Source organism: Aeromicrobium sp. 636 (assembly GCF_024433585.1).
Classification (GTDB): domain Bacteria; phylum Actinomycetota; class Actinomycetes; order Propionibacteriales; family Nocardioidaceae; genus Aeromicrobium; species Aeromicrobium senzhongii.
Map to the genome: position 1 here is coordinate 45,007 of NZ_WNJU01000002.1, position 13,408 is coordinate 58,414.

Below are 13,408 nucleotides of genomic sequence, written 5' to 3' on the forward strand. Positions count from 1 at the left end.
GCATGACCTCCGAGTGGCGTTTCGACGCCATCGGAACCCCGTGGTCGATCGGGACCCCCGACCCGATCGCCTCCGGACAGCGAACCGCGATCACGGATCGGATCGAGACTTTCGACCGGACGTGGTCGCGGTTCCGCGCTGACGCGACCGTCCAGCGCCTGCGCACCGAGCGCTCGGTCGACCTGGGGCCCGATGCACCCGCGATCCTCGCGATCTACGACCGGTTGTTCACCCTGACCGCCGGCTCCGTCAGCCCGCTGGTCGGGGGTGCGCTCGAGCAGCTCGGCTACGGCGCGGGATACCGGTTGACGCCGCAGGGCGGGCCGGTGCGCGTTCCCTCGTGGGCGGACTGCGAGCTGGACGGGACGGTCCTGCGCGTGCCCGAGCCCGTCGTGCTCGACATCGGCGCGGTCGGCAAGGGCTGGCTCGCCGGTCAGGTGGCCGCGATGGTCGACCAGCCGTGCGTCGTCGACGCCAGCGGCGACCTGGTCAACCGGTCCGGCCGCACCCTGCGGGTCGCCCTCGAGGACCCCGACGACCCCACGCTGGCGATCGCGGTGGCCGAGGTGCCCGACGGTCAGGCCATCTGCGGCTCGGCCAGCAACCGGCGGCGCTGGGCCGACGATCTGCACCACGTCCTTGACGCCCGGTCGGGCCGCCCCACGCGCGACGTCGTCGCCGCCTGGGCGGGCGGTCCGGACGCGGGGTGGGCCGACGGCCTCGCCAGCGCGGCCTTCTTCACCGCCGACCTGCCGGTCGCGGGACACTGGTGGGCCGCCCTCGACCGCGACCACCGCCTGGTGGCGCGGGGACTCCCCGGAGAGGTCTTCGCATGACGTTCCTGGATCGACAGCTCGGCCGGTTCACGATGTACCGGCTGGTCACCGTGGTGCTGCTGGTGCTGGCCGCCGTCGCGGTCGTCCAGGCCGCGCTCGGCGTGCTGGACCCCTCGATCTTCAGCGTCGGCGCGATGCTGCTGACCCTCGTCGTGATGGTGGCGTCCTCGGTGGTCGCGAACGTCGTGTTCGGCCGGTCCGTGGGCGTGCACCCGCACCTCGAGTCCTCCGTGGTGACCGCCCTCATCCTGTGGTTCCTGTTCTGGCCGTCGACCGACGCCGAGCAGTTGGGCTGGCTGGCTCTGGTCGCCGCGCTGGCGCAGGCCTCGAAGTACGCGTTCGCCTGGCGCGGCCGGCACGTCGTGAACCCGGCGGCGGCAGGCGTGGTGCTGACGCTCATGCTGGGCTGGGCCACCGGGTGGCCCGTGCCCTTCACCGGCTGGTGGGTCGGCAGCGAGTCGCTGTTCTGGTTCGTCCTCGTCGGTGCCCTCGTGGTGCTGTACCGCACCCGCCGGCTCGCGCTCGGGGCGATCTTCACCGTCATCGCCGCCGCGATCACCATCTGGTGGCAGCTCGGCATCGGTGCGGACATCGGCGACGCGGTGCGCTTCACCGCGTACTCGACGCCGATCGTCTTCTTCGCGGGCTTCATGCTGAGCGAGCCGTTGACGCTGCCGCCGCGCCAGCGCCAGCAGTGGGGTGTCGCGGCCCTGGCCGCCGTGCTGTTCACGTGGCCGCTGCTCACGTCGCGGCTGTTCGGCGAGCCGTGGACCGTCGAGCCGTTCACCAGCACGTACGAGCTCACGCTGGTCGTGACGGGTCTGGTCGCCCTGGTGCTGCGGCAGGGATCGCGATCGCTCGTGCTGCGGGAGCGGCGGCCGCTGTCCGGTGACGTCGTCGAGTACGTCTTCGACGCCGACCGTCCGTTGCACTTCGCGCCCGGCCAGTACGTCGAGGTCGACGTGCCGCACCGCGCCGACTCCCGAGGCCGCCGGCGCATGTTCAGCGTCCTGTCGGCCCCGGGTCCGGAGGTGGTGCTGGCGACGCGCCATCCCGAGCCGGGCTCGTCCTACAAGCGCGCCCTGGCCACGCTGCAGCCGGGCGACCGGGTGCGGGTCACGTCCGTCCACGGCGACTTCGTCTGGCCCGAGTCCGGGCCTGTCCTGCTGGTCGGCGCCGGGATCGGGGTCACCCCGTTCCTGAGCCAGCTCGCCGCGCATCGCGACCGCGACGTGGTCGTCGTGCTGGGCGAGCGGGACGACCAGCCGTACGTGGCCGAACTCGAGGCCGCCGGGGCTCGAGTCGTCCGGCTACCCGTCGACGAGGTCGATGGCCCGACGATCGCCGAGCACGTTCCCGACCTGGCCGACCGCACGGCCTTCGTCTCGGGCCGCCCCGACTTCGTCGACGCGGTCGCCCGCGGGCTGCGCGGCCGTGCCAAGCAGGTCCGGCGCGACGCCTTCCTCGGATACTGAGCCCTTGCCGTCGCGGACCCGGCGGAGGACGCTCGACGGATGAGGATCACCGCGACGGTCGAGAACGCGCCGGGGCGCCACGAGGTGTCGGTGACGACGGGGGAGCGGACGACTCCGCTGGACATCGCCGCCCGCGCCGAGGGCGGCTCGGCCGTCAACGGCGGCGAGTTGCTGGCGGCGGCGCTCGCGACCTGCTTCGTCAACGACCTGTACCGCGAGGCTGCGGCCCGCGGACTGCGCATCGACGGCGTGCGGGTGACCGTCGAGTCCGACTGGGGCGACCCCGGCGAGCCGGCCCTCCGGCTGGCCTACGCGGTCCACGTCGACTCCCCGGAGGATCGGGAGGTCGTCGACGCCCTCGTGCGCGAGACCGACCGCCTCGCGGAGGTGCACGGGACCGTCCGAGGCGGCATGGTCGTGGAGCTGGCCGACGTCCAGGTCGGCTCCCGCTGATGCCGACGGCGTGACGACCGGCACAATGGTTACCGACGAGTATCGAGGAGGCCGCGTGCGGATCGCACTGTTGTCGTACCGCAGCAAGCAGCACAGTGGCGGCCAAGGCGTCTACGTGCGCAATCTCAGCGCCGGACTGGCAGACCTCGGGCACGAGGTCACGATCTTCTCGGGCCAGCCGTACCCGGAGGACCTGCACCCCGCCGTGCGCCTGGAGAAGGTGCCGAGCCTGGACCTCTACCGCGACGACGACCCGTTCCGGACGCCGAAGCTGCGGGAGTTCCGCGACTGGATCGACGTCCTGGAATACCTGCAGATGCTCACGGCGGCCTTCCCCGAGCCGCTCACCTTCAGCCTGCGGGCCCGTCGCCTGGACCTGTCGGGCTTCGACGTCGTGCACGACAACCAGTCCCTGGGCTTCGGACTGCTGCCGATCAACCGGCGCCAGCCCTTCCTGGCCACGATCCACCACCCGATCAGCCGCGACCGCGCGCTCGACATCGCCGCCGCCCCGCTGCGCAAGCAGGTGACGACGCGGCGCTGGTACGCGTTCGTCCGGATGCAGGCGTTCGTCGCCCGGCGGATCCGCACGATCCTGGGCGTCTCCACCGCGTCGGCCGCCGACACCGTGGCCGACTTCGGCCTGCAGCCCGAGCAGATGACCGTCGTGCCGCTCGGCGTCGACACCGACCTGTTCAGCCCGCCCGTCGAGCGTGTGCCCGGGCGCCTCGTGGTGGTCGCGAGCGCCGACTCGCCGCTCAAGGGCCTCTCGCACTTCCTCGACGCGGCCGCCAAGCTCAGCACCGATCGCGCCATCGACGTCCAGCTGGTCTCGAACCTCGACCCCGAGGGCCCGGCGCACCAGCGCATCCACCACGGCGACCTCGCCGGCATCGTCACGGTGCACAGCGGGATCTCCGACGAGGAGCTCGCGGCGCTGATCTCGTCGGCCGAGGTCATGGTCGTCCCCTCGCTGTACGAGGGCTTCAGCCTGCCCGCCGTCGAGGCGATGTCCTGCGGCACGCCCCTGGTCGCCAGTGCCGCCGGCGCCCTGCCCGAGGTCGTGGGCGACGCCGGCGTGCTGGTCGAGCCCGGGGACGTCGAGCAGCTGGTCACCCAGATCGGCCGGCTGCTGGACGATCCCGCCGAGCGCGAGCGCCTGTCGGGGGTCGCCCGGCAGCGGGCGCTCGACCGCTTCAGCTGGATCGCCGTGGCCCGAGCCACCGCGCAGACCTATGAGAGGGTGATCGCCGATCACCGAGCTCGCCAGTACCGGGACGGAAGGAACCCCCATGCTGACCGTTGACTTCGACCGACTCCGAGTGGGGCGCGGCACGCGTTTCATCGATGTCGGCGCCGGTGCGGGCCGTCACTCGTACGAGGCGCTGCGCCGCGGGGCCCACGTCACCGCCTTCGACCTCGACGAGGTCGAGCTGAAGGGCGTCGAGAACATGTTCGGCGCGATGGAGCTCGAGGGCGAGGTCCCGCCGGGCGGCAGCGGCCAGGTCAAGGTCGGCAACATCCTCAAGATGCCCTACGAGGACGGCTCGTTCGACGTCGTGCTGGCGTCGGAGATCCTCGAGCACGTGCCCGAGGACGTGCAGGCGATCAGCGAGCTCGAGCGCATCCTCGCGCCCGGCGGCGTCCTGGCCGTCACGGTGCCCCGCTGGCTGCCCGAGCGGATCTGCTGGGCCCTGTCGGACGAGTACCACGCCAACGAGGGCGGGCACATCCGGATCTACAAGGCCGATGAGCTGCGCGCCAAGCTGGAGGCCACGGGCCTGCAGTTCCGCCACCAGCACCACGCCCACGCGCTGCACGCGCCGTACTGGTGGATCAAGTGCGCCGTCGGCGTCGGCCGTGAGCAGCACCCGCTCGTCCGCGGCTACCACCAGCTGCTGGTGTGGGACATGATGAAGGCGCCCCGGGCGACCCGGTGGGCCGAGCAGGCGCTCAACCCGCTGATCGGCAAGAGCGTCGCCCTGTACTTCCAGAAGCCGTTCTGATGCCGCTCCTCGGTCGCCCCGCCTCCCTTCGTCGCGCCGCTCACCGCCCCCCTTCCCACTTTTGGAACTCGTTCCACCTTCTTGGGCCGCGGGAACGTGGATCCGTTTCCAAAAGTGGCGAGAGGCGGGCGCGGTGACGCCCACCGAGGCCGCCTCCACGGCGAAGTGGATCGCGTCCGTCCAGCTGTCCACCGGCGCGATCCCGTGGTTCGAGGGCGGTCACCTCGACCCCTGGGACCACGTGCAGGCCGCGATGGGTCTGGCCACCGAGGGTTTCGTCGACGAGGCCGTCGCGGCCTACGACTGGCTGCGGCACGCCCAGCGTCCCGACGGGTCGTGGGGACGCAAGTACTGGCCCGGCTCGAACGACGACGGCGTCGAGGAGCCCGAGACCGACGCGAACTACTGCGCCTACGTCGCGACCGGCCTGTGGCATCTCGAGCTGCTCGGGGTCGACGCCCGGTCGTTCTTCGAGATGCTCGAGCGAGCCGTCGACGTGGTCCTGGAGCTGCAGGTCGGCGACGGCCCGATCGCCTGGGCGCGCGGCGTTGACGGAAAGGTGGCCGACGAGTGCCTCGTCACGGGCAACGCGAGCATCGCGTTCAGCCTGCGCTGCGCCGCCCGTCTGGCCGAGCGGTGGGGCCACCCCCGCCCGCACTGGCAGCACGCGGCCGAGGCGATCGCCGACGCCCTGACGCACCGCCCCGAGCTGTTCACGCCCAAGCCGCGGTTCTCGATGGACTGGTACTACCCGGTCATGACGGGCGTCCTCGAAGGTGACGCGGCCGCCGCGCGCCTCGACGAGCGCTGGGACGAGTTCGTCGTCCCCGGCTTCGGCACGCGCTGCGTCACCGTCAACCCGTGGGTCACCGGCGGCGAGACGCTCGAGCTGGTCCTGGCGCTGGTGCGCGCCGGCCGCACCGAGGCCGCCGCCGCGCTCTACGCCGACATCGCGCACCTGCGCGACCCGGACGGCGCCTGGTGGACCGGCCTGGTCTACAACGACGACAAGCGCTGGCCCGTCGAGCAGTCCACCTGGACCGCCGGCACCGCGCTGCTCGCCCGCGACGCCCTCACCGGCACCACGCCCGCTGCCGGGTTCATGGGTCGCTGAGCGGGGCGTCGGTTTACCACGGTCCCGTGGTAAACCGCCGCCTCCCCGGGGAAACTTCCCCGGGGAGGCGCCAGTTTGCCTCGGTCAGCGCGACGGATCGATGAGGATCTTCGCGTGCTGCTCGGGATCGGCGAGGTCGTCGAACGCCTGCGCCACCTCGTCGAGGCCCACCACGCCCGTGACCAGCGGCGAGGCATCGACCTTGCCGGAGGCCACCAGGTGCAGGGTCTCGCGGAACTCCGCGGGGTCGTAACAGAACGAGAAGATCAGGTCGATCTCCTTGTTGCTGGCCATCGTCGGACGGAAGGTGTCGGGCTCCATGCAGACGCCGACCACGACCACGCGGGAGCGGAACGGCGCGTGCGTGACGATGTCCTCGATGACGCCGGGGACGCCGACGCACTCGAACACGACGGGGCCCCGGGGCACCGCGCCGGCCTTCTCGGCCGCGCGCATGACGCGCCACCACGGAATGCCGGGCACCTTCTGCAGCAGGTGCATCGCGTCGATCGCCTCGCCGAACAGGCCGGTCGCGGTCGTGTGGTGCTTCTTCGGTCGGTCGTACGCCTCCCACGGCGACTGCTCGGCGGGATCGACGACGATCGTGGCGCCGCACCGCCGGGCCAGCTCACGGCGTCCCGCGGAGTAGTCGCTCGCCACGATCGTGCGAACGCCCGCCGCCTTCAGCATGCAGATGACCGCCAGCCCGATGGGGCCGCAACCGATCACGATGGCGACCTCCTTGCGACCGACGCGACCGCGGCGGACAGCGTGGTGTGCGACCGCGAGCGGCTCGGTCAGGGCCGCGAGATCGACGTCCATCCCCTCGGGGACCGGCATCGTCATGTCCTCGGCCGCGATGACGTACTCGGCGAAGCCGCCGGGCGCGAGCTCTGACAGGCCGGTCATGTGCACCTGGTCGCCATGACGCAGCACCGGCAGCGTCGCGACGAGCGTGCCGACGTCCCAGCGGCCGCGGGTCCTCGGCCCATAGGAGACGACCTCGCCCACGAACTCGTGGCCCATGACGACGTGGTGGTCCTGGCGCATGAAGTGGTCGTAGCCGACCTCACGGGCCACGTCGGCGCTGGCGTCGCTGTGGTGCCGGGCGTGCAGGTCCGAGCCGCAGATGCCGCAGCGGACCACGCGCAGCAGGACCTGGCCGGGACCGGGGACGGGCTGGGGGAGGTCCACGACGTCGAGGACGCCCTCGTGCGAGCTGACGGCCCTCATGCGTCGACCCCCGCGCGCGCCGGAGCGGTGGTCCACGACAGCCCGTCGTCGAGATCGGCTCGGTTCGTCGACCAGGAGTCGACCAGGAAGTTCTGCTTGAACGACCAGGGGTACGAGCTGGTGGCACGAGGCATGAGGTGCGCGCCGCGCTGCAGGTAGCCCGACTCCATGTCCATCAGCGGTGTCGACTCCGAGGCGCCGGGGAAGACCGGCACGACCGACGTGGCCCCGGAGTCGATCAGTCGCCGCAGCACCCGGGCGACCAGGCGCGACGTCAGGTCCGAGCGCATCGTCCACGACAGGTTGATGTAGCCGACGCAGAAGGCGAAGTTGGGCAGGCCGGTGAGCATCGCGCCGTGGAACGCGAAGGACTCGGCGGGGTCACGCAGCTCTCCGTCGACGGTCAGCCTCGCGCCGCCGAGGATCTTGATCGACAGGCCGGTCGCCGTCACGACGACGTCAGCGGGGACGACGGTGCCGTCCTCGAGCCGCACGCCCTCCTCGACGAAGCGGTCGATCCGGCCGGTCACGACCGAGGCGTCGCCGGACTTGATCGAGGCGAAGATGTCACCTTGCGGCGTGACGCACAGGCGCTGGTCCCACGGGTCGTACGGCGGGCTGAAGTGCTGCTGGGCGATCTCGGCCGAGCCCGTGCCGGCGGCGACGCCCTTCAGCAGGACCTTGCGCATCGTCCGCGGGGCGCGCTGACAGGCCTGGAACAGGGTCCACTGCAGCAGCATGTTCTTGGTGCGGACGACGTGGTGCGCCACGCGCGGCGGCGCCACCTTGCGGACGACGTCGGCGATCGGGTCGCCCTTCGGCTGGGCCAGCAGATAGCTCGGCGTGCGCTGGAGCATCGTCACGTGCTCGGCCCGCTCGGCCATCGCGGGCACGATCGTCACGGCGGTCGCTCCACTGCCGATCACCACCACCTGTTTGCCCGCGTAGTCGAGGTCCTCGGGCCAGAACTGCGGGTGCACGACGGTGCCGCCGAAGTCCTCCAGGCCGACGAATCCGGGATCGTACGGCTCGTCGTAGTCGTAGTAGCCCGTGCAGGCGATCAGGAAGCGCGTCGTCCACGTCTCGGGTCCGTCCGGTCCGTCGATCTCGACGGTCCAACGGCCCTGCTCCGACGACCAGTCCGCCGCGTCGACGCGGCGCCCGAAGCTGATGTGCCGGTCGATGCCGGACTCTCGCGCCGTGTCGTCGAGGTATTCCAGGATCTGGTCGCCGTCCACGATGGAGTCCTTGCCCCGCCACGGGCGGAACGGGAACGCCAGCGTGAAGAAGTCGGAGTCGGAGCGGACGCCGGGGTACCGGAACAGGTCCCACGTGCCGCCGATCCGCTCGCGTCGCTCAATGATCGCGTAGGACAGCTCGGGGCAGGCTTCCTGGATCCGGTGGGCCATGTTGATGCCGGACAGGCCGGCTCCGACGATCAGGACGTCGACGTCACGCTGCGCATTCATGGACTGATTGTGGCCTGTGTCACGTCGAGTACGACGCAGGCCCCGCCCGCGGGCGTCAGGCGATCGTGACGCGGCGGGTCAGCAGGGCGCGGTTCTTGCCCCGACTGTGCGGCGCATTGAGCGCCTTGACCTTCACCGTGGCGGTGCCCCGGCGCAGGCCCGGCGTCGCGATGCGGTGCGAGAAGCCGAACCGGGTGGCCTTCGCCGTCCGGGTCCAGGTGCGCCGCCCCTGGGTGACGGTCACGCGGATCCGGGTGCCACGTCGCTCGGCGTCGGTGTCGACGGCCCGGCCGCTGACGACGACGGCGCGGCGGTTGGCCTTGACCGAGGTGACGACGCCGCGCGGGCTGCCGTCGGTGGGCTTGAAGCGCAGGAACCCCCGGGGGCGCGAGGCGCCGCGGTACCGCACCGACCGGAACCGCCCGGTGCTCGTGACCTCGCTGACGTCCACGACCGTGTTGTCGGCCGAGACGCGCTGGACGAGGCCGACGTGTCCCTGAGCGGAGGGAGCCACTCCGGGCGGCGCGGTGGGCCACCAGGCGATGTCGCCGGGCTTGGGGTGCGCGGTCTGGACCGCGCTGCGCGACCGCACGGCCTCCGAGCGCCAGGCCTTCGCCGAGCCCGCCTGCAGGACGGGGGCCGGTCGGCCGCTGGTGGTGAGCGCGTGCGCGACGAAGTGGCGCGGGCTCGGTCCGGCGACGCCCCACAGGCGCTTCGGCGCCTTGGCGTAAGTGAAGGTCCGCACGCCGGCCGCCTTGCATGTCCTCAGGCTCTGGCAGCGGACGCGGCCCTGGGCGGTCGCGACGGCACCCGAGCGCTTGCCGCGAGACGCGATGGCGACGGCCACGTCGGAGGCCTTCAGGGTGCCGGTGCCCAGGGTTTGCGCGCCGTGGGCGTTGGGGTGCACGCCGTCGGTGGTCTGGGCCTTGGGCAGGGCGGCGAGCGGGATCCACGAGAATCCGTGGCTCCGGGCGAGGCTCTCGTAGAGCGAAGCGACCGCGGGGTGGTGGTTGCTCTGCAGCGAACCCCAGGCCGTGAGGACGTAGACCCTGGAGCGGGCGACGCCGTTGCGGTCGGCCTCCTGGGCCAGCCGGGCGAAGTACGAGGTGGCCAGACGCTGACGCTTCAGCGGATCGACCGCGACGCGCCGGGTGCCGACGCAGTCCCAGATGTCGTTGCGTCCGACCTCGACCATGATCACGTCGGGGCGGGTCAGCGACACCTTGCCCAGGCGGTCGCCGAAGGTCGAGCCCGTGCAGACCCGCCCGCCACTGCCGCCGCCGCGGGGGACGATCCCGGAGCCGGCCTCGGCGCTGACCATGACCTCACGAGGGTTCATGCCGGCGCCCTCGGCCACCCAGGCCCACCAGGCCTTGATGCGGTTCGAGCTGGCGGTGGCCCGGTAGCGGCCGGGAGCGGAGATCGAGTCCCCGAAGACCAGGACGCGCGGGGCGGACGGGCCCAGGGCCGTCGGGTCGGGCACGATCACGTCGCCCCCGCCTCCGCCGGTGCCGCCGTCGATCGGGGTGGGGACGGGCGGAGCGGTGGTCGCAGGGCTGGTGGGAGTGACGACGGGCGCGGCCCCGTCCCCGGTGGACGGGTCGGTCTCGTCGGCGGTCGCCGAGGCGACACCGGGGGCCATCATCAAGGAGGCCGCCACGGCGAACGTGGCGGCCCACGTCATCACGCGTCGACTCACCGGTCGATCGTACGTGACACTTGAGTCACACCTGCCACAAACGAGGATTTCTGCCCGCGGCCCGTAGGATGCGCCGGGTGAACGCACTCCCCGAGGACCTTGCCCGCATCGCCGCCGACGTGCGGGGCTTCCTGCCCGACGTCGAGGCACAGGCCCTGCGCGACGCCGCCGCCGAGCACGTCACGGCCGGGGGAGTGATCGTCGAGATCGGCACCTACTGCGGCAAGTCGACGGTCCACCTGGGCCACGTCGCGCGCCAGGCCGGAGCCACGCTGGTCACGATCGACCACCACCGCGGGTCCGAGGAGCACCAGGTCGGCTGGGAGTACCACGACGCCTCGTTGGTCGACCCCGAGACCGGAGCCTTCGACACCCTGCCGGTGCTGCGCCGGACGCTGTGGCACGCCGGCCTGGAGGACGTCGTCGTCCCGATGGTCGGCCGCTCGTCGACGATCTCGTCGTGGTGGCGCACCCCGGCCGATCTGGTCTTCATCGACGGCGGCCACACCGAGGAGGCCGCCCAGGCCGACTACGCCGGATGGGCGCCGTGGGTGCGCCCGGGCGGCGCCCTGGCGATCCACGACGTCTTCCCCGATCCGAACGACGGCGGGCAGGCGCCCTTCCACATCTACGAGCGCGCGGTGAGCGACGGCTTCGTCGAGATCGGCCACACCGAGAGCCTGCGCGTCCTGCGCCGCCCCGCCTAGAGCTGCGGAGTCGGGGGCCGCCGCTTGGGGCAGGGTGATATATGCCTAGTGTTAGGCAAAAGAGCTGAGGAGCGCGGTACGCTCCGAACACCCGCCGCCCGGCGGCCACCCGAGAGGCGACTCATGACACTCTCCGACGAACTGACTCCGGACGCGATTTCGGTCGGGGCCCACGCAGAGGACTGGCGCGACGCCGTCCGGCAGGCGGGGGCCCTGCTCACGGCCACCGGGGTCACCACCGACGACTACACCGACGAGATGATCGCGACCGTCGAGAAGCTCGGTCCGTACATCGTGCTCGCGCCGGGCATCGCGCTCGCGCACTCGCGCCCGTCCCCGGCCGTCCGGCGCGCCGGCATCTCGTGGCTGCAGCTCGCCGAGCCGATCGAGTTCGGGCACGAGAAGAACGACCCCGTCTGGCTCGTCGTGGCGCTCGCCGCGCTCGACCACGACGGACACATCGGGCTCATGTCCTCCCTGGCCGCCGTGCTGGGCGACACCGAGCTCCTCGACACCTTGCGCGACGCCGACTCCCCGGCGCGCGTCCTGGAGATCCTGACAACAACCGGCAACGAAGGGCCAGCGTCATGAAGATCGTCGCAGTGTGCGGAATGGGCATCGGAACCTCGGTGCTGCTCAAGATGAACGCCGAGAAGGCCCTGCGTGCCCTGGGCAAGGACGCCGACGTGGAGGCTGCCGACATCGGCACCGCGCGCGGCGCCGCCCGCACTGCCGAGGTCGTGCTGACGTCGGCCGAGCTCGCCCCCGAGCTCGGTGACGTGCCCGCGAAGGTCGTGATCATCGACAACTTCATGGACGTCGCCGAGATCACGGAGAAGCTGACCCCGCTCGTCTCCTGATCGGAGCGGCGGCCAACAAGGAGAAAGTGAACATGGACTGGTTTGTCGACGTACTCGAATTCATCGGGCAACAGATCCTCAACGTGCCGGCGTACCTGATCGGCATCATCACGGCGGTCGGCCTCATCGCGCTCAAGCGCTCCAGCGGACAGGTGATCGGTGGCGGCCTCAAGGCGGCGCTCGGCTTCCTGATCCTCGGCGCCGGCGCCAACGTCGTCGTGGCGTCCCTCTCGCCGCTGGGTGACATCATCCTCGACGTCACGGGTGCCCAGGGCGTCATCCCGACCAACGAGGTCATCACCGCGATCGCGTCGGAGAAGTACGGAGCCCAGAGTGCGTACGTGCTCGTGCTCGGCTTCCTCGTGATGCTGGCGCTGGCTCGTTTCACGCCGTTGCGCTACATCTTCCTGACCGGTCACCACATGGTCTTCATGGCCCTGATGCTGACGGTCGTGCTCTCGGTCGGCCTCGACGACAAGAACGACTGGGTCGTGGTCATCGTCGGCGCCCTGCTGCTCGGCGCGATCATGGTCGTGATGCCGGCGTTCGCGCAGCCGTGGACCCGCAAGATCACCGGTGACGACTCGCTCGCGATCGGTCACTTCGGCACGTTGGGCTACATCGCCGCCGGTGCGGCCGGCCAGGCGGTCGGCAAGAAGAGCCGCTCCACCGAGGAGATCGACTTCCCGCAGGGCCTCAAGTTCCTGCGCGACTCGATGGTCGCCACCGCCCTGTCGATGGTCCTGATCTACGAGGTCTTCGTGGTCTGGGGCCTCATCGCCAGCCCGGACACCACCAAGGAGATCCTCGGCTCGCCCGATGCCGGTGCCGCCGTCATGGCCGGTCTGGCCCAGGCGCTGCAGTTCGGCGTGGGCGTCGCGATCATCCTCTACGGTGTCCGCACCGTGCTCGGTGAGCTCGTCCCCGCCTTCCAGGGCATCGCCGAGAAGGTCGTCCCCGGTGCCAAGCCGGCGCTGGACATCCCGATCGTGTTCCCGTTCGGCGCCAACGCCGTGCTGATCGGCTTCCTGTCCTCCTTCGCCGGTGGACTGGTCACGCTCGGCCTGCTGGCCCTGTGGCTGGAGCCGGCCTTCGGCCTCGCGCTGATCCTGCCCGGCATGGTGCCCCACTTCTTCACCGGTGGTGGCGCGGGCGTCTACGGCAACGCGACCGGCGGTCGCCGCGGCGCCGCCGTCGGCGGCTTCATCAACGGCGTGCTCATCACGCTGCTGCCGGCGCTGCTGCTCAAGGTCTTCGGGGAGTTCGGCTTCTCGAACTCGACCTTCGGCGACGCCGACTTCGGCTGGTTCGGCACGCTGCTGGGCACGAGCCTGTTGGCCGGCGCGGGCGTGGGCATCGTGCTCTGCGTCCTCATCGGCGTGGTGCTCGTGGTCGCGGCCTCGATCTTCCAGGTCAAGGTCGTCGACGCGGGCTGGAAGCCCGGCGCCCACCGCGACGAGCTCCTTGCGCAGGAGGACGCGGCTGCTGCTGCTGCTGCCGCCGCCGACAAGGAGCCTCCGGCCACGGAGTGATCCGCTGCTCCACGAAGGCCCGTC

12 protein-coding genes and 1 pseudogene are annotated in these 13,408 nt (G+C 71.4%); 10 read left to right on the forward strand and 3 right to left on the reverse strand.

Features of this window, described 5'->3' with window-relative positions:
• Positions 1–2: 2 nt before the first annotated feature.
• The 6 genes from GL325_RS06835 to GL325_RS06860 all read left to right on the forward strand — a co-directional run bounded on the left by GL325_RS06835 (position 3) and on the right by GL325_RS06860 (position 5,884).
• Positions 3–836, forward strand: coding sequence for an FAD:protein FMN transferase (locus GL325_RS06835; RefSeq protein ID WP_187769066.1), 834 nt, complete (start codon positions 3–5; stop codon positions 834–836).
• A complete protein-coding gene (locus GL325_RS06840; RefSeq protein ID WP_187769067.1) occupies positions 833–2,311 on the forward strand; it encodes a ferredoxin--NADP reductase in 1,479 nt (492 codons plus the stop codon). Before GL325_RS06835 ends, GL325_RS06840 begins: the two co-directional genes overlap by 4 nt.
• Positions 2,312–2,350: 39 nt before the next feature.
• Positions 2,351–2,764, forward strand: coding sequence for an OsmC family protein (locus GL325_RS06845; protein WP_154596441.1), 414 nt, complete (start codon positions 2,351–2,353; stop codon positions 2,762–2,764).
• A gap of 55 nt (positions 2,765–2,819) precedes the next feature.
• Positions 2,820–4,070, forward strand: coding sequence for a glycosyltransferase family 4 protein (locus GL325_RS06850; RefSeq protein WP_187769068.1), 1,251 nt, complete (start codon positions 2,820–2,822; stop codon positions 4,068–4,070).
• Positions 4,057–4,770 carry a bifunctional 2-polyprenyl-6-hydroxyphenol methylase/3-demethylubiquinol 3-O-methyltransferase UbiG gene (locus tag GL325_RS06855; protein WP_187769069.1) on the forward strand — a complete coding sequence of 238 codons (714 nt, stop codon included), beginning with the start codon at positions 4,057–4,059 and terminating at the stop codon, positions 4,768–4,770. The genes GL325_RS06850 and GL325_RS06855 overlap by 14 nt, the downstream gene beginning before the upstream one ends.
• Positions 4,771–4,903: 133 nt before the next feature.
• Positions 4,904–5,884: a prenyltransferase gene (locus GL325_RS06860; protein ID WP_187769070.1), complete on the forward strand. Its 981-nt coding sequence runs from the start codon at positions 4,904–4,906 to the stop codon at positions 5,882–5,884.
• A gap of 84 nt (positions 5,885–5,968) precedes the next feature.
• Here the strand turns inward: GL325_RS06860 and GL325_RS06865 are convergent, their stop codons facing one another.
• The 3 genes from GL325_RS06865 to GL325_RS06875 are packed head-to-tail and all read right to left on the reverse strand — an operon-like array spanning position 5,969 to position 10,285.
• Positions 5,969–7,117, reverse strand: coding sequence for a zinc-binding dehydrogenase (locus tag GL325_RS06865; protein ID WP_187769071.1), 1,149 nt, complete (start codon positions 7,115–7,117; stop codon positions 5,969–5,971).
• Positions 7,114–8,586, reverse strand: a complete 1,473-nt coding sequence (locus GL325_RS06870; protein WP_187769072.1) for an NAD(P)/FAD-dependent oxidoreductase — start codon at positions 8,584–8,586, stop codon at positions 7,114–7,116. The genes GL325_RS06865 and GL325_RS06870 overlap by 4 nt, the downstream gene beginning before the upstream one ends.
• A gap of 55 nt (positions 8,587–8,641) precedes the next feature.
• On the reverse strand, positions 8,642–10,285 hold the full coding sequence (locus GL325_RS06875; RefSeq protein WP_187769073.1) for a GDSL-type esterase/lipase family protein: 1,644 nt from the start codon (positions 10,283–10,285) through the stop codon (positions 8,642–8,644).
• Between the two features lie 77 nt (positions 10,286–10,362).
• On the opposite strand from GL325_RS06875, the gene GL325_RS06880 reads away from it, so the two are divergent.
• The 4 genes and pseudogenes from GL325_RS06880 to GL325_RS06895 form a co-directional block, all read left to right on the forward strand.
• Positions 10,363–10,992 carry a class I SAM-dependent methyltransferase gene (locus GL325_RS06880; protein ID WP_255467070.1) on the forward strand — a complete coding sequence of 210 codons (630 nt, stop codon included), beginning with the start codon at positions 10,363–10,365 and terminating at the stop codon, positions 10,990–10,992.
• A 123-nt stretch (positions 10,993–11,115) separates the two neighbouring features.
• Positions 11,116–11,583, forward strand: a complete 468-nt coding sequence (locus GL325_RS06885; RefSeq protein ID WP_187769074.1) for a PTS sugar transporter subunit IIA — start codon at positions 11,116–11,118, stop codon at positions 11,581–11,583.
• On the forward strand, positions 11,580–11,852 hold the full coding sequence (locus GL325_RS06890; protein WP_154596450.1) for a PTS sugar transporter subunit IIB: 273 nt from the start codon (positions 11,580–11,582) through the stop codon (positions 11,850–11,852). Before GL325_RS06885 ends, GL325_RS06890 begins: the two co-directional genes overlap by 4 nt.
• Positions 11,853–11,884: 32 nt before the next feature.
• Positions 11,885–13,178, forward strand: a pseudogene (locus GL325_RS06895) (PTS ascorbate transporter subunit IIC); the annotation flags it as partial.
• Between the last annotated feature and the right edge of the window lie 230 nt (positions 13,179–13,408).